Source organism: Streptococcus sp. HMSC078D09, assembly GCF_001813675.1.
In the GTDB taxonomy this organism is placed as follows: Bacteria; Bacillota; Bacilli; order Lactobacillales; family Streptococcaceae; genus Streptococcus.
This window is the reverse complement of sequence record NZ_KV813661.1, coordinates 23,801-42,466: the sequence shown is the minus strand read 5'-3', so window position 1 is coordinate 42,466 and position 18,666 is coordinate 23,801. Positions and strand designations below refer to the sequence as shown.

The 18,666-nt window shown below is 42.7% G+C and carries 20 protein-coding genes, 1 tRNA gene and 1 other RNA gene; 6 read left to right on the top strand and 16 right to left on the bottom strand.

Features of this window, described 5'->3' with window-relative positions:
• Window positions 1–38 precede the first annotated feature (38 nt).
• Window positions 39–533, top strand: a complete 495-nt coding sequence (gene tpx / locus HMPREF2926_RS02570) for a thiol peroxidase (protein ID WP_061455731.1) — start codon at window positions 39–41, stop codon at window positions 531–533.
• Window positions 534–567: 34 nt separating this feature from the next.
• On the opposite strand, the gene HMPREF2926_RS02565 is transcribed toward tpx, so the two are convergent.
• Window positions 568–1,593, bottom strand: coding sequence for a DUF3114 domain-containing protein (locus HMPREF2926_RS02565; RefSeq protein WP_070586334.1), 1,026 nt, complete (start codon window positions 1,591–1,593; stop codon window positions 568–570).
• Between the two features lie 124 nt (window positions 1,594–1,717).
• Between HMPREF2926_RS02565 and HMPREF2926_RS02560 the strand changes: the two genes are divergently transcribed.
• Window positions 1,718–2,371, top strand: a complete 654-nt coding sequence (locus HMPREF2926_RS02560) for a metal-dependent transcriptional regulator (protein WP_061591415.1) — start codon at window positions 1,718–1,720, stop codon at window positions 2,369–2,371.
• Between the two features lie 21 nt (window positions 2,372–2,392).
• On the opposite strand, the gene dtd is transcribed toward HMPREF2926_RS02560, so the two are convergent.
• The 8 genes from dtd to HMPREF2926_RS02520 all read right to left on the bottom strand — a co-directional run bounded on the left by dtd (window position 2,393) and on the right by HMPREF2926_RS02520 (window position 9,291).
• Window positions 2,393–2,836, bottom strand: a complete 444-nt coding sequence (gene dtd / locus HMPREF2926_RS02555; protein WP_061591414.1) for a D-aminoacyl-tRNA deacylase — start codon at window positions 2,834–2,836, stop codon at window positions 2,393–2,395.
• A 206-nt stretch (window positions 2,837–3,042) separates the two neighbouring features.
• Window positions 3,043–5,262: a RelA/SpoT family protein gene (locus HMPREF2926_RS02550; protein WP_070586333.1), complete on the bottom strand. Its 2,220-nt coding sequence runs from the start codon at window positions 5,260–5,262 to the stop codon at window positions 3,043–3,045.
• Window positions 5,263–5,435: 173 nt separating this feature from the next.
• A complete protein-coding gene (locus HMPREF2926_RS02545; RefSeq protein ID WP_049473929.1) occupies window positions 5,436–6,179 on the bottom strand; it encodes a 16S rRNA (uracil(1498)-N(3))-methyltransferase in 744 nt (247 codons plus the stop codon).
• Window position 6,180: 1 nt separating this feature from the next.
• Entirely contained in the window at window positions 6,181–7,131 is a 951-nt protein-coding gene (prmA, locus tag HMPREF2926_RS02540) for a 50S ribosomal protein L11 methyltransferase (RefSeq protein ID WP_141751765.1), read from the bottom strand.
• 137 nt (window positions 7,132–7,268) lie between these two features.
• Complete coding sequence (locus HMPREF2926_RS02535; RefSeq protein WP_070586331.1) at window positions 7,269–7,742, bottom strand: GNAT family N-acetyltransferase; 474 nt, start codon at window positions 7,740–7,742, stop codon at window positions 7,269–7,271.
• Window positions 7,739–8,173: an NUDIX hydrolase gene (locus HMPREF2926_RS02530; RefSeq protein WP_070586330.1), complete on the bottom strand. Its 435-nt coding sequence runs from the start codon at window positions 8,171–8,173 to the stop codon at window positions 7,739–7,741. The genes HMPREF2926_RS02535 and HMPREF2926_RS02530 overlap by 4 nt, the downstream gene beginning before the upstream one ends.
• Before the next feature lie 49 nt (window positions 8,174–8,222).
• Window positions 8,223–8,765, bottom strand: a complete 543-nt coding sequence (locus tag HMPREF2926_RS02525; protein WP_070586369.1) for a hypothetical protein — start codon at window positions 8,763–8,765, stop codon at window positions 8,223–8,225.
• Between the two features lie 55 nt (window positions 8,766–8,820).
• Window positions 8,821–9,291: a DUF3013 family protein gene (locus tag HMPREF2926_RS02520; RefSeq protein ID WP_070586329.1), complete on the bottom strand. Its 471-nt coding sequence runs from the start codon at window positions 9,289–9,291 to the stop codon at window positions 8,821–8,823.
• Between the two features lie 114 nt (window positions 9,292–9,405).
• Here HMPREF2926_RS02520 and HMPREF2926_RS02515 point away from each other — a divergent pair, with 114 nt between their 5' ends.
• From HMPREF2926_RS02515 to HMPREF2926_RS02505, 3 genes are all read left to right on the top strand, one after another.
• The gene (locus tag HMPREF2926_RS02515) at window positions 9,406–10,677 is read left to right on the top strand and encodes a replication-associated recombination protein A (RefSeq protein ID WP_003013609.1); all 1,272 of its coding nucleotides are present in this window, start codon (window positions 9,406–9,408) and stop codon (window positions 10,675–10,677) included.
• Between the two features lie 66 nt (window positions 10,678–10,743).
• A non-coding RNA gene (gene ssrS / locus HMPREF2926_RS02510) (6S RNA) lies at window positions 10,744–10,936 on the top strand.
• A 5-nt stretch (window positions 10,937–10,941) separates the two neighbouring features.
• Window positions 10,942–11,014: transfer RNA gene (locus HMPREF2926_RS02505), tRNA-Lys, on the top strand.
• Window positions 11,015–11,198: 184 nt separating this feature from the next.
• Here the strand turns inward: HMPREF2926_RS02505 and HMPREF2926_RS02500 are convergent.
• The 3 genes from HMPREF2926_RS02500 to HMPREF2926_RS02490 form a co-directional block, all read right to left on the bottom strand.
• Window positions 11,199–12,020 (bottom strand): nucleotidyl transferase AbiEii/AbiGii toxin family protein, encoded by an 822-nt coding sequence (locus HMPREF2926_RS02500; RefSeq protein WP_003004480.1) that lies wholly within the window; start codon window positions 12,018–12,020, stop codon window positions 11,199–11,201.
• Window positions 12,013–12,600 carry a type IV toxin-antitoxin system AbiEi family antitoxin domain-containing protein gene (locus HMPREF2926_RS02495; protein ID WP_003004721.1) on the bottom strand — a complete coding sequence of 196 codons (588 nt, stop codon included), beginning with the start codon at window positions 12,598–12,600 and terminating at the stop codon, window positions 12,013–12,015. Before HMPREF2926_RS02495 ends, HMPREF2926_RS02500 begins: the two co-directional genes overlap by 8 nt.
• Before the next feature lie 209 nt (window positions 12,601–12,809).
• On the bottom strand, window positions 12,810–13,331 hold the full coding sequence (locus HMPREF2926_RS02490; protein ID WP_070586328.1) for a hypothetical protein: 522 nt from the start codon (window positions 13,329–13,331) through the stop codon (window positions 12,810–12,812).
• 216 nt (window positions 13,332–13,547) lie between these two features.
• Here HMPREF2926_RS02490 and HMPREF2926_RS02485 point away from each other — a divergent pair, with 216 nt between their 5' ends.
• Entirely contained in the window at window positions 13,548–14,081 is a 534-nt protein-coding gene (locus tag HMPREF2926_RS02485; RefSeq protein ID WP_070586327.1) for a hypothetical protein, read from the top strand.
• A 288-nt stretch (window positions 14,082–14,369) separates the two neighbouring features.
• Here the strand turns inward: HMPREF2926_RS02485 and HMPREF2926_RS02480 are convergent, their stop codons facing one another.
• From HMPREF2926_RS02480 to HMPREF2926_RS02465, 4 genes are all read right to left on the bottom strand, one after another.
• Window positions 14,370–15,077 (bottom strand): ABC transporter, encoded by a 708-nt coding sequence (locus HMPREF2926_RS02480; protein WP_070586326.1) that lies wholly within the window; start codon window positions 15,075–15,077, stop codon window positions 14,370–14,372.
• Window positions 15,074–15,754: an ABC transporter ATP-binding protein gene (locus HMPREF2926_RS02475; RefSeq protein WP_014712801.1), complete on the bottom strand. Its 681-nt coding sequence runs from the start codon at window positions 15,752–15,754 to the stop codon at window positions 15,074–15,076. The genes HMPREF2926_RS02480 and HMPREF2926_RS02475 overlap by 4 nt, the downstream gene beginning before the upstream one ends.
• 290 nt (window positions 15,755–16,044) lie before the next feature.
• Window positions 16,045–17,331 (bottom strand): sensor histidine kinase, encoded by a 1,287-nt coding sequence (locus HMPREF2926_RS02470; RefSeq protein ID WP_256263007.1) that lies wholly within the window; start codon window positions 17,329–17,331, stop codon window positions 16,045–16,047.
• A gap of 31 nt (window positions 17,332–17,362) precedes the next feature.
• Entirely contained in the window at window positions 17,363–18,097 is a 735-nt protein-coding gene (locus HMPREF2926_RS02465) for a response regulator transcription factor (protein WP_070586325.1), read from the bottom strand.
• Between the last annotated feature and the right edge of the window lie 569 nt (window positions 18,098–18,666).

Below are 18,666 nucleotides of genomic sequence, written 5' to 3'. Positions count from 1 at the left end.
CATTGATGTACAATGAAAAGAAAAAAGGAGTCTTTGCTATGACAACATTTTTAGGAAACCCTGTTACCTTTACTGGATCTCAACTTCAAGTTGGCGATACTGCTCATGACTTTTCATTGATCACTCCAGCTCTTGAGAAGAAATCTTTAGCTGATTTTGCTGGCAAGAAAAAAGTCCTCAGCATTATCCCATCCATCGACACAGGTATCTGTTCGATGCAAACACGTCACTTCAATCAAACCTTATCGGATATGGAAGACACTGTCGTCTTGACGGTCTCTGTCGACCTTCCTTTTGCTCAAGGTAAATGGTGCGCTGCTGAAGGGCTCGACAATGCCATCATGCTCTCAGACTACTACGACCATTCCTTCGGGAAAGCATACGGCCTCTTGATCAATGAATGGCACCTACTCGCACGCGCTGTCTTGGTCTTAGATGCGGATAACAAGGTTACTTACGTTGAATACCTAGACAATATCAACAGCGAACCAAATTACGACGCTGCAATCGAAGCCGTCAATGCGCTTGGATAAATGAAAAAAGAGGTCTGCGACCTCTTTTCCATTGCTATAAAATCCGATGAAGTCCATTCTGTAGGAGGACGCGCCAGCGTAAGCGAGGGATGCCTCTGAGGAAACTCCGCACGCGCTGTGCCACTTGTTGCTTGTAGCTCTTGCCTCCTTGTGCAAAGACTCCTTTTCGACTCCAGTAGCCTTCGACACTGCGATCATTTTTAGGGGCTAGATAGCGAACATCTTGCTGATAGAGGACATGCTTGCGAAAGGCTGGATCCCAAGCTTTGACGGGGTCAATATCTAAGTCCTTATGGGTCCGTCCCCTAGCCAGCCCGTAGTTAAAACTAGCCCCATTGACAATGCCATTTTCAGAAACTTCTACTGGATCGACTTCATTGAGAAAACGCCCGGCTTGATCGAGAATATACTCCGTATGAAAATTTAACAAGACCTTGAAATTGACTTGTTGGGAGGCCCCTGATGGATAATGAAGGTGACCATCTGGCCCTAGGGAGACCTTATTGTGAAGGCGGGCAGCCGCATAAGCATCCACCGTGACCGCTCTAGCCTCCTGTAAGTAAGCTTGTAAGGCCTCCTCGTCAGTCTGTCCAGCTCTGGCCTCATGCGTCCGAATCCACTGGGCTTGGTAACTTGAAAGTAGGTAGCGCAACTGGTGAACCTGGCGTTTCAAGAGCTGATCTCCCAACTGATCTGCTAAGGGATCCTTTTCAAAGGCGATTTGCACGACGTGTGAAAAAACCTTCCAAAAATCGGAACCTGGCGGACAATCTGGAGCCATCCTACTCAGAAGAAAGGCTGTTTCTTCACAAGTTCCGGACAGGTCACTTGGCATAAGAAGAATTTTCATGACTCCCCTCAGCAAGTCTTGGGCAGCCGTTTCCGTTAGATCCTTGATCTCTTGAAACCACATATTTTGAAACAGAGGACTGGCAAAGAAAAAGACAGACTGGTATTGTTCTTGGTAGGCTTGTGGATCTTTCAATCCCTGCAAGTGCTTCTCTAGATAGGCTAAACTATTTTCTCTCCAGCCTAGTCTCGCTAATTCCCGTCTGTTCATGATGACGTCCTTTCTATGCTACTATACTACCATCTTTTGGAGCTTGAGACAATTCTCATTACTCCACTAGCGTTTTTGAGGATTTTTTTGATATACTAGAAGTGAGCGAAGAAAAGAGGAAAGCATGACACCAAACAAAGAAGATTACCTCAAGTGCATTTATGAAATTGGCACAGAAGTAGAAAAAATCAGTAATAAGGAAATCGCTAGTCGCATGCAGGTCTCTCCACCCGCTGTGACCGAGATGATTAAGCGCATGATCTCTGAGGGCCTCTTGGTGAAAGATAAGACCCATGGCTATCTACTAACGGATCTGGGCTCGCAATTGGTCTCTGATCTCTACCGCAAGCACCGCTTGATCGAAGTATTTCTGCTGAAAAATCTTGGCTACACAACTGAAGAAGTCCATGAAGAGGCAGAAGTTCTCGAGCATACCGTTTCTGAACATTTCATCGACCGGCTGGATCACATGCTTGGAAATCCTAAGACCTGCCCTCATGGTGGGACAATTCCAAAGAAAGGCGAAAGGCTTGTCGAAGCCTACCAAGACCGTCTCAGTGAAACGACCCAACCTAGTCTGTATATTCTGCAAAGAGTCTATGACACCTATGAATTGTTAAAATTCTTAGACCAGATCCATCTCCAGATTGGGGATACTATCGAGTTTCAACGATATGATGACTACACAGGCCTCTATCACTTAGTCATCCAAGGACAAGAAATTTCTATCAACCAAGTGATCGCCCAACAACTCTATATCGAAAAATATGCAGTCTAAACCGACTGCATGTTTTCTTACTTATGGATTTTTTGTATCTAACAAAATCGTCACTGGACCATCATTGATCAATTCAATCGCCATATCGGCCCCAAAGATCCCTCGTTTGACAGGGACTTCTTTTTCTAATTGATCATTAAAGGCATCATATAACTGACTGGCCATATCTGGCTTGGCAGCTCCTGTAAAAGCAGGACGGTTGCCTTTTTTGGTATCCGCAAAGAGGGTAAATTGAGAGATCGATAAGATTTCCCCTTGGATATCTTTGACCGAAAGATTCATCTTATCTTCCTCATCTGAGAAAATACGCATCTGCGATACCTTGCGGACTGCATACTCCAAATCCTTCTGGTCATCCTCAGGCCCTACTCCCACTAAGAGCAGCAAGCCTTGCTGGATCGCATTGTAAACTTGGCCATCAATGGAAACCGAGGCACTCTTGACCCGTTGAATTACTAATTTCATTTTATTATCCTATTTTATAAATCTATTGAGCATTCACTGCTGACCTTAAAAGAAAATCGACATCAGACAAGGCAGTGAGACGCAGGCACACTATCTGAAAAGTAAAGGCTGTTCAGTTGCTTTTAGTGCGAGGCAGCGAGACGAAGACAGTACTTAAGTACGGCAAGGCGAGCTAACGAAGCAATAAAAGATAACTGAGCAGCCGACTAGCCGTTGGTACGCTTAACAGAGTACACCTCCGGCACACTCTTAATCTTATCCACAACCGTTGTCAACATAGACAGGTTTGGAATTCCAAAGGAAATGTGGATATTGGCAAATTTCATGTCTTTGGTTGGTTGGGCATTGACGGTTGAGACCATCTTAGCTGTATTGGAGAGGACTTGTAGTACATCGTTCAGAAGTCCGGCACGGTTGAGTCCGTAAATATCGATGTGAGCGATGTAGTCCTTGGTCGTGTTGTTATCTTCCCATTCCACATCAATCAAACGTTGCTCGTAGTTGTCTTGAGCTCGGAGATTCATACAGTCCTGACGGTGAATCGCAACACCGCGTCCTTTGGTGATGTAGCCAACGATTTCATCGCCTGGAACTGGGTTACAGCACTTAGCAATCCGAATCAAGAGCCCAGAAGCGCCTTGGATGACCACGCCACCTTCGTGACGGACCTTCAAGGTGTCTTTTTTATTTTCAACCTTGACCTCGCCACCTTTGACTAGCTCTTCTGCTTCTGCGCGTGCCTTAGCCCGTTCTTCTTCCCGGCGTTCATCCTCCGTCAAGCGGTTAAAGATGGTAATAGCCCCAATCTCTCCAAAACCAATCGCCGCAAACAAGGCTTCTTCTGTCTTGTAACTTGATTTTTGTAGCACTTTGTCCATGTGCTTTTTGTCCATGAACTTATTGGCTACCAAGTCATGCTCGTGGAATTGGGCCATCAAGAGGTCCCGACCCCGGTTAATCGATAATTCCTTATCTTGATTTTTAAAGAACTGACGGATCTTGTTACGCGCCTTGCTAGTTTTAACAAGGGTCAGCCAGTCACGGCTCGGACCAAAGGAGTTGGCATTGGTGATAATCTCCACCTGGTCTCCCGTCCGAAGTTTGGTATTGAGGGGCACCATCCGGCCGTTGACCTTGGCACCAATCGCTTTTTCCCCAACCTTGGTGTGGATTTCATAAGCAAAATCGATCGGTCCAGAATCTTTCGGAAGCGAGCGCACGGTTCCATCTGGTGTGAAGACGTAAATCTCTTCTGCCAAGATGTCTTCTTTTACATTTTCAACAAATTCTTTAGCATCGCCTGACTGGTCCTGGAGTTCCATCATCTCCTTGATCCAGTTCATCCCAATAGCCGATTCCTTGCTGTTGACTTGACCCTTGATTCCTTTTTTATAGGCCCAGTGAGCCGCAACCCCGTATTCGGCAACCTCGTGCATTTCCTTGGTTCGGATCTGGAATTCAATCGGTCCCTTAGGGCCGTATACAGTCGTATGGATAGACTGATAGCCATTGGCCTTCCGGTTGGCAATATAGTCCTTAAAACGCCCCGGCATTGGCTTCCAGAGCTCATGGATGTAGCCTAGCATAGCATAAACATCACTTGGAGTATCCAGGATACAGCGGATGGCAATCAAGTCATAGATTTCATCAAAGCGTTTCTTCTTATCCTGCATTTTGCGATAGATCGAGTAGATATGCTTTGGTCGACCATAAATTTTCCCATGCAGATGGCGTTCTCCAGCATAGGTCTCAATCTTGTGGACAACCTCTTCGACCAACTCTTCTCGCTCGCGACGTTTTTCCTTCATCATATGAGAAATCTTGTAGAATTCTGTCTCATTCAAATAACGGAAAGACAAATCTTCAAGCTCCCACTTGACGCTGGAAATCCCGAGACGGTGGGCTAGTGGTGCATAGATCTCCATGGTCTCACGCGAAATGCGCTCTTGCTTATCCTTGCGCAAATGCTTGAGGGTACGCATATTATGCAAGCGGTCTGCCAATTTGACCAAAATGACACGGATATCTTGAGACATGGCCATAAGCATCTTGCGATGGTTTTCCGCCAACTGCTCTTCATGGGACTTGTACTTGACCTTCCCGAGCTTGGTCACCCCATCGACAATCACGCGTACATCATGACCAAATTCGCGCTCTAAATCATCTAAAGTCGCATCCGTATCTTCTACGACATCATGCAAAAAGCCACAGGCGACCGTCACAGCATCCAGTTTCAGCTTGGCAAGGATTCCTGCCACTTGAATCGGGTGGACGATATAAGGCTCGCCAGACTGACGGAATTGCCCATTATGGCAATCAACCGCATAGACCAAAGCCTTTTGTACAAAAGCAACATCTTCAGGTGATAAATATTTTTTTGTAAGGGCAACGACTTGGTCCCCTGTTAAATTCTCTTCTTTCGGCATTCGTTTTCTCCAGTTTCTTGGATACTATTTTAACACTTTTAGAAGCAGATGGGAACCAATGAAGCTACTTTAATATACGGATACTTCTCGAAGATCATTCTGGGATCCACCTTGCTTTCATCATTCGTAAAAGTTTTTTGTAAAAAAACTAACGAAGCGATTTCTTCACTTCGTTAGTTCATTAATTCTGTGACAACACTCACGGCGCTGAGGGCATAGAGTGGCGCTGTTTCTGCTCGCAGGATGCGAGGACCAAGTCCTGCAAGAATGGCTCCTTTAACTGTAAAACTTTCAATTTCTGCAGGGGAGAGGCCTCCCTCTGGCCCAAAGATAAAGAGCAGTTTAGCTCCAGTTTCCAATCCGGTCAGCGACTGAATCAGAGCGGCTGCCTCTCCTTCTTTGGCCGACTCTTCATAGGCCACCACGATCCGGTCAAACTGGTCAAGTTGTGCTAGAAAGTCAGACTTTTTCTCAAAAAGGGTAATGCTTGGGACCAAATTCCGCTTGCTTTGCTCGGCTGCTCCAAGGGCAATTTTTTCTAACTTTTCGACCTTTTTACCCAACTTCTTGCCGTCCCACTTGGCAACGGACCAGTCTGCAGGGAAGGCCCAGATTTGGCTGGCACCGAGTTCTGTTACTTTTTGAGTGATGAACTCCAGCTTATCTCCCTTGGGAAAGCCTGATGCAATGGTCACTTGAACTGGCAGTTCCACATTGTCAGCTAATTCTTCAATCAGCTCCAATTGACGGGACTCCACATTGACCACGCGCGCCAAGCGCTTAATCCCATCATCAAAGACTAAAGTCACCTCATCGTCTTCTTTCAAGCGCATGACCTGAAACATGTGCTTGCTGGTTTCCTTGTCCTCGATGGTGACAGGTGAGCTAGCCAAACCTTTTACAAAATACTGCTGCATGCTAGCCTCCAATCACACCGGAGACATCCTTGGTCTTCTTGAAGACGCAGGCATTCCATTCCCCTTGGATCATGTGGGTTTCAAGGAAGAATCCTGCTGACTCAGCCGACTCGCGCACCATGTCCCACTTGTCCTTGATAATGCCACTCATGATGAGATAACCTTCATCCTTGACCAAGCGATAAGCATCATCTGTCAGATGGATAAGGATATCCGCCAGGATGTTGGCCACGATGACATCTGCCTCAATCTCCACGCCTTTCAGCAAATCGCCTGGGGCTACATGGATGTTTTCCATGCCTGGGTTGAGTTCAATATTTTCCTGAGCGACGCGAACCGCTACGTCATCCAAATCATAGGCAAAGATTTCCTTGGCACCAAGAAGGGAGCTAGCAATGGAAAGGACACCTGAACCAGTTCCTACATCTAGCACCGTTTCGCCACCACGGAGAACCTGCTCTAAGGCAAAGAGGCTCATCTTGGTTGTCGGGTGGGTTCCTGTTCCGAAGGCCATACCAGGATCCAGCTTGATAATCTTTTCTCCCGCTGTCGACTCATAGTCTGTCCATGACGGCACGATGGTCAAGTCATGAGTGATACGAGCTGGTTCATAGTATTTCTTCCAGTTGTCTGCCCAGTCTTCCTCAGCCAAGGCAGTCGTCCCCATCTTGACCTCTCCTAGATCCAAAAAATCTGTCAATTCTGCCAGACGATACTGCAAGTCCGCTTCAACCGCTGCTACATCAACCGTTTCCGGATAATAGGCGGTTACCACGATCTCTTCTTGCTGCTCTACCTCTGGGAAAATCTCACCAAAACGATCCACATTGCCCACATAGTCCATGCTGTCTTCGATTGCAACACCCTGGGCACCTAGTTCAATCAAGAGGTTAGAGACCAACTCCTCTCCCTCACGTTTCACTGTAACTTTTAACTCTTGCCATGTTTCCATCATTAAGATACCAAGCCCGTAAAACACAAAGCCAAAATCGGAAACTCTCTGAAGACGTTTGTGTCTAAGAGAAGTTTATCTTTTTGGCACCGTGTTTAGGGCGGGTTCAGTTTAGAAATTTAACTGAACCATCCTTTCTATTTCTCTATCAATTTTTTCATGTAGACCATATCCATGCCTTCTTTTTCAGGCTCGATATGGGTTTGATGGTAGCCATTCTTCTCGTAGAAGGCGACCATGCCTGCATCCTGTAACACCGTACACAAATCCCATTGTGTGATGGTTGGAAATTCTTTTCCCAGTAAGCTTAAACCTTTAGATCCATACCCTTTTCCTTGATACTGAGGCAAAATCGCTGCCGTTCCCAACCAAGCTTTCGTTAACTCGGCATTGGTCTGAACTCGTAAAAATCCGATGTTTTCTTCATCTTCTTTTACAAAGTAGTAATAGCTATTGGGACGCTCGACTAGTTTCCACTTAATTCTTTCACGGTCCTCCAGATAAGGATCATATTCATCTTGGTATTTCTCATAGACAGACTTAAAGCTAGCTCTTTGAATCGCAATGATGGTCTCCAAATCCTCTGCTCCCGCTCGAACAAGTGTTATCATAAACTTTCCTCCAAATAATCCCACAATCTCCCCTGTAGCTGAGGCACTGCCTGTTTAGACTTCAAAAATTCCTCAATAGGCATCATTTTATAGGCCTGTCCTTCATCTCCAAAGGTAATATTGTCAAATTGTTCTTGTCTTAGCTGACCAACCATAAAGACCGATTGCTTGCCTTCAAAGATTACGCTAGGATAAATTTTGCCCCAAAGCAAACAATCTTCATTTAAATGAATTCCCAGTTCCTCATAAACTTCACGCGCTGCGCACTCGAAAGGACTTTCGTTTCCTTCACGACCACCACCTGGCAACTCCCACATGTTGGGACAAGGGATATCGTCCTTGTCATCACGTAAGATAGTCAAGACCTTATCCCCACAAATCAAGGCAATCTTAGAGCCTGTGAAATCAAACTTTTTATTCAATAATTCCATGATATTTACTCTTTTCTATGATAACAATTACTCTCTAGGAAAATACGAGCTAGCTTTCTTCGATTACTTTTTGACACTCTGCATCCCAGTACGCCTGCCATCTACCATGTTTTTTAGCAAAATAAACCGTAAACTCATCATTTACATAATCTGCAACATAGCGAAGATTAGGCGGATTTTCCTCAAAACTTAATACCCAAGGATGGAAGTAAAAAGTTTTCTCCCACCTCTTCTGAGTATAGCCGAGATCCTTGGCATACTGAGGGATGGGTTGTTGCATCTCACTTTCCAAATAGGACTGAATAGCATTGTCAATACTATTTAAACGAGCTAATAGTTGCTTAAACTGGTCTTCTTCCTCCGTATTAAAACCAACTAGAAATTCAAATTCCGCAAAGTCTTCAGGAAATTCAAGTTCTGTGACTGTACCATCTTCTGCATAGCGCCCCTCCTCATCGACAAGGCGACGAGTTCCAGACTTCAATATTCGCTCGAAATCTAGATCCGCAAAGCGATTGCGGGGAAGAATATCAACTGACGGCTCAGTTTTAGCTGACCTTCTCCTGAAAAACTGTTTGACTTTTTCTAGCATAGTCTCCCCCTTCTCCTTGAATTCATTATTTAAAAATGTCCACTTAGAATCTTTTCTAATACCTCGGGTAAGGGTAAAATTCTCCTTCTTCCAATCCAACTTTTCCTTCTTCAAAGACTTCTTGGTTCCATTCCATGACGAATTCTTCTGCTTCTGGGTCTTCCAAAAAGTCCATGAGGGCATCTAGCCCAACCTCTGCAGTATCTTTAAGGAAAGTCGCAAAATAGGCTAGAAACTCACGAGACAAGCCTTTTTTAGGCTCATAAGGAATCGCTGTTAAATAGGCATCTTCCTCCACATGAGACTTGGCTGGATTGTAGAAGAGCACGGCTTCTTCAAAGAAGATATCCTCGTCAGATTCTTCGCCAGCTTCATCAACCAGTGCAATCCCGCCTGTGTTTTGCGCTTCCAAGAGAAAAGCCACTTCTACCGCATGGTTTTTCTTATCCCAATTGATCTCAAAATCAAAAGGAAAAACCTTGTCCATCTCCTCTTCTAAAACATCCAAAAATCCGTATTTAGACATAGCGTCCTCTTTCTAATTTCCCACTCTTAGAGCGGAATATGATACAATAGTTACTACAATCTTACCATAAAAACCGTCTCTTTGAAAGGAGACAAAGCTAGAAAGGAGAAGGAAATGCCCGACAATCTCGCACTCCGTATGCGACCACGAACGATCGATCAAGTCATCGGTCAACAGCACCTGGTCGGAGAAGGCAAAATCATTCGTCGCATGGTCGAAGCCAATCGTCTGTCCTCTATGATTCTCTATGGACCTCCGGGGATCGGAAAGACCAGTATTGCTTCTGCGATCGCAGGAACCACTAAGTATGCCTTTCGGACCTTTAATGCAACAGTTGACAGTAAAAAACGCCTCCAAGAAATCGCAGAGGAGGCCAAATTTTCTGGCGGCTTGGTCCTGCTTTTAGACGAGATCCATCGCCTCGATAAAACCAAGCAAGATTTTCTCTTGCCTTTGCTCGAAAGCGGTCTGGTCATCATGATCGGTGCAACGACTGAAAATCCCTTTTTCTCTGTCACACCCGCTATTCGTAGTCGCGTACAAATCTTTGAGCTGGAACCGTTGACGACGGAGGAGGTCAAGCAAGCTCTAAAAACGGCGCTGGATGATCCCGAGCGTGGCTTTGACTTTCCAGTCGTGCTCGATGAGGATGCTTTGGATTTCATCGCTACCTCAACCAATGGAGATCTTCGCTCTGCCTTTAATTCTCTCGATCTAGCTGTGCTGTCGACCTCTGAAAATGCAGAAGGGATCCGCCATATTACGCTAGAGATCATGGAAAATAGCCTCCAGCGCAGCTACATCACCATGGACAAAGATGGAGACGGCCACTACGACGTGCTCTCTGCTCTGCAAAAATCTATCCGTGGTTCGGACGTCGATGCTAGTCTCCACTATGCCGCTCGTTTGATCGAAGCCGGAGATCTACCCAGCCTAGCTCGTCGCTTGACTGTCATCGCTTATGAGGATATCGGCCTAGCCAATCCAGATGCGCAGATTCATACCGTAACAGCCCTTCAAGCAGCTGAGCGCATCGGCTTTCCTGAGGCCCGCATTCTCATCGCCAACATCGTCATCGATCTTGCCCTTTCGCCTAAATCTAACTCAGCCTACGTTGCCATGGACAAGGCGCTAGCTGATCTTAGAAGTTCTGGCAACCTTCCTATTCCTCGCCACCTCCGCGATGGTCATTATGCCGGAAGCAAGGAACTGGGAAATGCACAAAACTATAAATATCCCCATAACTACCCTGGCAACTGGGTCAATCAGGACTACCTGCCAGACAAGCTCAAACACGCTTCCTACTTTATTCCTAATGAAAATGGCAAGTACGAGCGTGCTCTCGGAGCCACCAAGGAGAAGATTGATCAATTTAAGAAAAAGTGACATCGGTTTCAAAAAATTGAGATTTTCCCTTGAAATATTTTCAAAATGTGGTATCATATACATATAGAAACGCTGTGGTGTACGACTTCACACTTAAGTGTTGACCGACTATTTTTTGTATTATTAGGGAAACAAAAGACTTCTGGCAGTATGCAGGCCGTTTCACGCGGAAGCAGCTAAGTCAGAGCGAGTTGCCCACCTGCTTAATTGCGCGGGTTCAATACAAATCGTGAAGTTTCGGCACCAATACAGCTTTTTATATTTGCCTCCTTAGCTCAGTTGGTAGAGCAGTAGACTCTTAATCTATGGGTCACAGGTTCGAGCCCTGTAGGGGGCATCTAAATCAACAGGAAAAAGCCTTGATTTATAAGGCTTTTTTGCTTGTCTTAAGAGTACTTAGCTCACTTTTTTATGAATACAAATAAGCGAGCTTCATGACAAAGCTCGCTTTTATCTAACACATCGTTATAATCTCAAAACCACCTCGGAGGTAGTTTGTTAATGAAAGTCTATATTAGGTATCATAATTCTAACAATAGCTGTTGAACAACTTCCAAAACATCCCTGAAAGAAATAGAAGTTGCATAAGGGTAATGAGACTGATAATTTTCCCAATGACGCGCCAATGTTATATCATCCTTCATCTCATCAATCATATTTTGAAAATCTACTACATCTAACGTTGTCTGACGATAGGAAAATGTTGCCTCGCAAGCTGATCGAAGCTTTTTACTATCCAATCGGCTTTTTTCCATACTATAAATTACATACACATCATAAAAATCCTTGCTTCGAGTGTTAAAGAAAGATCTTCGATAAATCGTTTCTAATTTTTCAGCCAATATTGTCTCCAAATTATAGGCCACGATCTCATAGTCAATCTCTTGAAAGAGACTATGATAACGATAGGAAACGGATTTGGGAGTAATAGGATCACCAGTCGCAATATCTAAAGGAATTGTCTGACGTATATTATCAAGCCGACATAAAATATGGATTCGATAACCACCATAAGGATCTTCATCTTTAATTTCACTTATCTTAGTAATTTCATAATGAACCAAATCATCAGTTAGGATTTCCTTTAAAGTACTTTCTAGTAGAGATTTGTCCATCTTAAATTGTTCTAAAATAAAATCCATATCAGAAGTTGTTCGACTTTCAACACCAATAATATTGGATAAAAGAAATCCTCCCTTGAATACAAAGTTATGACTATACGGACTAGATGCTATCTTTGCAAGTATCGTTTCTAGAAAATAATAAGTTAGCACAACATTGAAATCTACCTGTTTTTCGTTTGAAATTTTATGGCACAGAGCAATCAATCTATCTTTATTCATATAAGACCTCCATCAATGATTGGACGTTTTCGAGCACATGAAACTCTCGCGCATATTTGTATAGTTTTCGTAGATCTTTTTTTGAAGATTGAATATATCTCTTTAAAGAAGTCGAAAATATTTCCACATCTATCTTTTGTCGCTCGCGAATGAGATCGCATATCGATCTCTCCAAATCATATACCCTTACTTCATTTCCGAAGGACGTTTGTAGCTTTGTCACACCGACTTCATACAATTCTTTCTGGATGAAATGCCTTTTTACCTCCTTAGGAAATCGATGAGGATTATAACCTGTATAGACCGTCACTTCTTTGTATTTAGGGATAACATCTATCAGCCCATGGAGATACAATGCTGATAGATAAGAATAAATCACTTTTTGATGTTGGAGTTGGAAAATGGCATACTCATCATACTGAGACCAATCGGTGATATAAATCCCTCTGGCAACCTTTATGAGTTGACCATTTTCCACCATTCGATTTAGGTAAGGCTTTGGGATCCCTTTTTTAACTACATCAGATGTTCTAATAATAGACTGATGATCTAGCATTTCCTGTATTTGTTTTTGAATCATTTCAGCATTCCTATTTTTGTTACTTCTGTGCTTTTATTATATCATATCACACGCACAAAAGTAACAATAACGATTATTCATAAAAAGATGCCGGACAAATAGCTCCGACATCACTTTCCAAAATCCTCTCTCCAAATATACTTGACGGTCACATCGTCCCAATTCTTTGGACTGAAGCGGCTGGAGTAGATGGAGGTCCAATTCACAGTTCACCGATCCACCACTTGTGCTTTAAAGTGGACTGGTTTATCGTCTACATTGGTGATGGTGATGGTAAATTTCTTATTATTCGTGACATCAAAAACTTTTTCACCTAGGTAGTTGACGACAATCCCATCTTCTACCAATTGAATAGCCTGTTGAGTGTTAGGAATCTCCATAGAACCATTTTCAGTATCACCGATCTTCACGACTTTTTGTCCATCTACTTCAAATAACACATCACCAAATTGTTCATACCAAACAGTCATTCCAGATAATTTAATTTTTTGATCATCCTTCTTTTCTAAAATCAATTCCGAACTATACTCTAGCTGATCCGTATTGGGATAAACTCTCAATTGAACACTTTGACCAGGCTGGAGGGTATAGCTTCCATAAGCAAGGATCGAATAAACAAACCAGACTGCAAATGAAGCATATAAGAAGCCAATGATTCTTCGTGAACGTTTGCTTTTAAAACGATGTAAAAGTAAGACGAGAGAAATAATAAATATCAGGGGTGTTATCATTTGTCTTCCTTTCTTACCAGCATTGACCCGGTTATGATTTCTACAGCAGCTTTTCATTTCACTCCTAGCCACACTTTCCATCTAGTATACCATAACTTGAAATGATCTAATCACAAGAACCCTACCAAACATTTGACAGCTCTTCACCGAATCCGCTATGATAAGGGTACTTGAAATTCCGAGTTTTCGTAGCATTTAAAATGTAAGGAGTCAAAAATGAAAATCTATTATTCAAAATTTGTTGGTGGTGGCTATCTACTCTTTGCATCGGCTATATTCATTCAAATTTTCTTTCTTCTCTTACATGGATTGATCGACTTTTCTCAACTAAATCTTCTCACTGTGATTCCAACCGTCCTCTTTTTCGCTGCTATCTACGCAACAATTGCAGGCATCAAAAGACTGACTAGCCACAGAGTCTCCTTTGAATTCACCTTTGAAGGTATTGAGGTCTATCCCGGACTCTTCTTCTCAAAAGAAATCTTCATTCCCAAAGAAGAATTGTTGCGAGCATCGTATGTTGAAGTGGACGTCAGCGACCCTGATCATGTCAACAGCAAAGCTTGCTATTTAGATTTTAACCTCAGAGAAGTCACCCAGCTAGAAGATATTTCTAAGTCAAACATCATCATCAATACAAGCACCTTGAAATTGCGTCTCGCCCTTAGCCTCTGTCGATTTAGAGAGGAAGAAAAAGCCGAGTTAGCGACCTATCTAAAAGAAAACTACGGCATTGATTTTTTCTATTAGCATGTAATAAAAAAGCCCTCCATTAGAGCTTTAGATTGGCAAGATCTTTCCAAGTACTTGACGGACGAATACCGAATAACCATTTTATAGCAAAGAAAAGAGAGTGAGACAGAAATCGGTCATTCGTTAGAATTCGATTTCGTCGTCCCACCTCCGCACAGTTGAGTAGGGCTGTAAAAGCTGATGAAATCAGCGTAGTAGAGCCCACTCAACCACTGCGTCTTGCTCAACAATCCAAAAATCAATTGAGAGGCTAGGACTTTTGTCCCAGCCTCCTTTTAACTGCTCTTAGTTCCCCATTTCCCCTTTGGGTACGAGCAGATAGAAAAATAGCAAATTCAATCCAAATACGGCAACAAAGAGCGCTAATTGGGTGACATCAATCGTTTGTTTCTCAGTCAAATCTTGGATTAGCTTTGTATAATAATAGCCTGGGAAAGCCCGTTGTAGCTTGCCAACTAAGTCCATAAATCCTCCACTTGCGCCAAGCGTATCAAAGGGAATAATGGTCATGGCTGCTAAAATAATAACTGGAAAGCCAATGGTATCAATCGTCTTGGCATCTACCCTCACCCCAAGTACAAAGCCAATCACACTAAAGTAGATCCCCATCAAGGATAAGAGGAAAAATTGTACCAACAGGCTAGTCGTCACTGGAAAGTGAAAACCTAGGACAGCAACTACTAGCACCGCTAAAAAGATCAAGCTGTTCAGAATCAGTTGTACGATGCTTTGATCCCATAAATAGTTCTTGACACTATAGCTTGTAAAGCGGGATTCAAAAGAATAAAACCCGATATCTGAGGCGATACGCTTACTAAAAGTTGCAAGGCTATTGCCAATGACCCCGATAAATACGGCAATGCCTAATAAAATACTTGGTGAAACCCCTTTTTGAAGCTGATAAAAGAAGATATACCAGCCTATGGGTAAAATAATGGTGAATAATACGAAGCGCTTATTTCGTAAAACTTGTTTTAATTGAATCTTTCTCATGCTTGTTCCCCTCCTTTATTCATCTCTTCTCGGAAATACTGCTCAATGGTTTGACCAGCCTGGTGAATATCCTCAACAGCCTTTGTTGCAGCAATTCGACCGTCTTTTAAAATCAGGACTTTTGTAAAAAAGGCATCAATTTGGTTAAAATCATGGGTCACCACAACAGATGTAAACTCTTGCTGCTCCAGCAATTTCCAAAAATTATCCACTGCTTCCAAGTCCATGCCAGTCGTTGGCTCATCTAAAAAAATCAACTTTGGATGATTCAAAATAGTTAGCAACAAGGACAAGCGTCTCTTTTGACCACCAGAAAGACTTCCCACCATCTGCTCTCTAGATTCTCTCAATTCAACCATCTCTAAGAGTCCATTGATATCAGCCTGCTTCAGCTGATTCATCCGACTTTTTAATTCGACGAATTCAGCAACGGTTAGATCCTCGATGAGCAGATCCCCCTGAGGCATCATCCCAATTTCTCTTTGAAAATCAAGCGAAGTCTTTATCGTCCCCGAATCAGCCTGGAGCTGCCCTGCGATAATGTTGAAGAGGGTGCTTTTACCTGCTCCATTATTTCCCAGTAAGGCAATTTTGTCTCCTTCTTCTATCGAAAAAGACACCCCCTTTAATACAGCTTTCTCCTTAAACGATTTTGTAATAGATGCTACCTGAAACATAGGATCCCTCTTTTCTTATTGATCTTGTGCCCATTATACGTCAAAGAGAAAGCCTTGGAGGCTCTCTGTCAGAATCGGTCAAAAAATCGTCGTGAATGGTCAAAAAAGAGGCTGGGGACAAAAGTCCTAGCCTCTCAATTATTTTTGGATTGTTGAGCAAGACGCAGTGGTTGAGTGGGCTCTACTATGCTGATTTCATCAGCTTTTACAGCCCTACTCAACTGTGCGGAGGTGGGACGACGAAATCGAATTCTAACGAATGACCGATTTCTGTCCCACTCTCTCTTCCATTATTCCTTCCAAAAGGTCAGGCTCTGGGTAAATCGGTAGTTTGAACTCTTGGTAGACACTGTCGTTTTGGGATACTTTTCCAGTAATTGTTGGATCTTGTACAAGCCAAGACCACGGCCATCTCCTTTACTTGAGTAGTCCTTTTCAAAAATTCTCGCCAGATCTATTTTTTCAGCTTTTGTACTATTTTCAACTATTAAGATGAGGGAGTTTTCCTCCTGGAGCATGGCAAGAGTCAGCTGTGGGTCATCTGATTCAAGACTCGCTTCAATAGCATTGTCACAAAGGATGGATAAGAAGGTGATGAAATCTAAAACCTCGATGAATAAATCACGAACAGGTTCATCGATCTCGACAGAGATCCCAATCCCTTTATTTTGAGCTTCCAACAATTTTGCGGACAGAACACTTTTTACAGCTGGATTTTCGATGTGACCGAGTTTGGCAATATCAAACTTGCTATCGTAAAATTGTTGGCCACTCTCTCGGAGAACATTCTCATAGACTTCCCTGATCGCATTGAGGTCTTCGTGCTCAATACTTAATTTGAGACTGGTTAAAATATTCAGGTAATCATGACGAAAGGCACGAATCTCCCCGTAGAGCATTTCGACGTGTTGGCTATAGGTGGCTAACTCCTGCAGTTGCCTATCTTTTTGTTCCAGAATCTCTTGTTTCAATCGTTCTTTGGACACTGCATTGAAATACAAGAGCATCACAAAAAACAAAATCAAATAAATACTATTTAACTGTTTCCGCAAAGCATCTGCATGCGGAATAATATCCTCAAAAACCACCAGACCTACAACACTGAGCAAATACACAAACATGGAAAGATTCATTGGGAGTAAGAAACGATTAAAATACTGCCGTTGAAACCCTACTTTTAAATCTGTAAAATCTAGTTTTAACAATTTAGTGAGCCCTAAATAGACAGGAAAGACCAGCAATTCAAGTAGAGCATCATACCAGCTGACAGATGCCTCATAAACAAGTACAATCCCTAACATTGGAAAGACATAAAAGGCTAAGAGACGCCCAATGAGACTCTCCATGACAACCGGGTAGAGCCCATAAAAAATGTTCAAAAGGTGTCGTATTTTACGATTTCGATAGAAACTATAGGCAATAAATACTAAGAAATAGCCAAAAAAGCCTACCGGTGGCACAAGGGTAAAGATAATTGCAAAGAAGAAGGGGCACAAAAAGAGCCAGCGCAAGGTAAACTCTTGCCTACTGATATGACGATAGATCAGCATGCTGACGAAGAACTTTAGGTAAGACATTAGAATATCTAACAGCAATTTCTTCTCCCTTCTATTTTTTCAAAGCTTCCAGTAAGCCTCTATACTTGGTCCGTGAGATCAAGCAATTGTCCCCATTTTCAAAAAAAGCTTTCTTGACTTCTTTATCAATCTTCGTAATATTTTGTGGATTCACCACAAAGGAGCGGTGACACCGATACAAGCGGGGATCTGCTTTTTCGATATCGGTAATACTGGCGTAAAATTCTAATCGCTCATCCTTGGTGTGTAAAATAACCTTGTGAATGGTTGGAGACGTTTCAACATACAAAATCTTATTAAAGGGAACTTGTACACGCGCCATCGCACTCTCAAATGTAAAAGCATCTTGCGCAATCGTGGTCCCAGCTTGCTCCAAGGTATAATCGATGGCTGAGCTGATTCTCTCTCTGAACTCTTCCTCACCCAGCGTTTTATCGATAAAATCCAAGGCGGCTACTTTGTACTGAAAGGTAATGGGCATGAATTCAGAGTGAGTGGTGACAAAGACAATGGTCGCATGGGGGTCTTTCTTACGAATCTCTTTTGCAATCTCCAGACCTTTTTTCTCCTCACCTTTAATCTCGATATCTAAAAAGAATAGGTGATGAGCGCCTCTCTCTGTGATAGCATCTAGCAACTGGCTTGATTTCCCAAACACTTCTGGCGCTTTGCATTGCAAGGACTTCTGAGCGATAAGTTCCTGCAAGACCGATTCGATTCGTGATTGCTGGATCCACTCATCTTCTAACACAAAAATCTTCAACAAAGTCTTCACTCCTTCCCCTCGACGAATATGTTCTATTTTACCATAAATAATAGCTGCTGAGCCACTCTTTCAAAGTAGAATCAAAAGGCATTCTATCTTTTTCTCCCTAACAAGAAAAAACTCTCCCGGAGGAATCCGGAAGAGCTTGCGCAAGGGGAATTTGAAAAATATTTTTTAATATGAAAAAGGTCGATAAAATCTACACTATGTTCAAACTCTCATTTTACTAACAGCGATATTACGATCAAGTTTTATTGTCAATAGACATGTATGTGGGAAGTTCTCCCCTTGCAACAATGTAGACCTGTGATCTACTCTTAATAGTATACACTAGAATTATTACAAAATCAGTTAATTTGTATTGCAATTTGTTGGCAAATACTTCTCCACCAAAAAATACCGAAAACGCTTAATTCCCAAGTGTTTACACAAATCCTCTTTAACTAGTATTTATCATTTCTGTTACAAAATTTAAAATAAAAATATTATTCCATGGCAAAAGGAGCCAGTAAGCATCACAACTTATAACAAGAAAAAGGGGCTGGGAAAAAAGTCCTAGCCTCTCAATT

What these genes read in the sequence shown, in the direction of transcription:
- HMPREF2926_RS02515 (WP_003013609.1), top strand. Translation starts at nt 9,406, where the DNA reads ATGCCCGACAATCTCGCACTCCGTATGCGACCACGAACGATCGATCAA.
- HMPREF2926_RS02475 (WP_014712801.1), bottom strand. Translation starts at nt 15,754, where the DNA reads ATGTTTCAGGTAGCATCTATTACAAAATCGTTTAAGGAGAAAGCTGTA.
- HMPREF2926_RS02550 (WP_070586333.1), bottom strand. Translation starts at nt 5,262, where the DNA reads ATGCCGAAAGAAGAGAATTTAACAGGGGACCAAGTCGTTGCCCTTACA.
- HMPREF2926_RS02560 (WP_061591415.1), top strand. Translation starts at nt 1,718, where the DNA reads ATGACACCAAACAAAGAAGATTACCTCAAGTGCATTTATGAAATTGGC.
- HMPREF2926_RS02470 (WP_256263007.1), bottom strand. Translation starts at nt 17,331, where the DNA reads ATGTCTTACCTAAAGTTCTTCGTCAGCATGCTGATCTATCGTCATATC.
- HMPREF2926_RS02480 (WP_070586326.1), bottom strand. Translation starts at nt 15,077, where the DNA reads ATGAGAAAGATTCAATTAAAACAAGTTTTACGAAATAAGCGCTTCGTA.
- prmA (WP_141751765.1), bottom strand. Translation starts at nt 7,131, where the DNA reads ATGGAAACATGGCAAGAGTTAAAAGTTACAGTGAAACGTGAGGGAGAG.
- HMPREF2926_RS02535 (WP_070586331.1), bottom strand. Translation starts at nt 7,742, where the DNA reads ATGATAACACTTGTTCGAGCGGGAGCAGAGGATTTGGAGACCATCATT.
- HMPREF2926_RS02495 (WP_003004721.1), bottom strand. Translation starts at nt 12,600, where the DNA reads ATGATTCAAAAACAAATACAGGAAATGCTAGATCATCAGTCTATTATT.
- tpx (WP_061455731.1), top strand. Translation starts at nt 39, where the DNA reads ATGACAACATTTTTAGGAAACCCTGTTACCTTTACTGGATCTCAACTT.
- HMPREF2926_RS02520 (WP_070586329.1), bottom strand. Translation starts at nt 9,291, where the DNA reads ATGTCTAAATACGGATTTTTGGATGTTTTAGAAGAGGAGATGGACAAG.
- HMPREF2926_RS02525 (WP_070586369.1), bottom strand. Translation starts at nt 8,765, where the DNA reads ATGCTAGAAAAAGTCAAACAGTTTTTCAGGAGAAGGTCAGCTAAAACT.
- HMPREF2926_RS02565 (WP_070586334.1), bottom strand. Translation starts at nt 1,593, where the DNA reads ATGAACAGACGGGAATTAGCGAGACTAGGCTGGAGAGAAAATAGTTTA.
- HMPREF2926_RS02485 (WP_070586327.1), top strand. Translation starts at nt 13,548, where the DNA reads ATGAAAATCTATTATTCAAAATTTGTTGGTGGTGGCTATCTACTCTTT.
- HMPREF2926_RS02530 (WP_070586330.1), bottom strand. Translation starts at nt 8,173, where the DNA reads ATGGAATTATTGAATAAAAAGTTTGATTTCACAGGCTCTAAGATTGCC.
- HMPREF2926_RS02500 (WP_003004480.1), bottom strand. Translation starts at nt 12,020, where the DNA reads ATGAATAAAGATAGATTGATTGCTCTGTGCCATAAAATTTCAAACGAA.
- HMPREF2926_RS02545 (WP_049473929.1), bottom strand. Translation starts at nt 6,179, where the DNA reads ATGCAGCAGTATTTTGTAAAAGGTTTGGCTAGCTCACCTGTCACCATC.
- dtd (WP_061591414.1), bottom strand. Translation starts at nt 2,836, where the DNA reads ATGAAATTAGTAATTCAACGGGTCAAGAGTGCCTCGGTTTCCATTGAT.
- HMPREF2926_RS02490 (WP_070586328.1), bottom strand. Translation starts at nt 13,331, where the DNA reads ATGATAACACCCCTGATATTTATTATTTCTCTCGTCTTACTTTTACAT.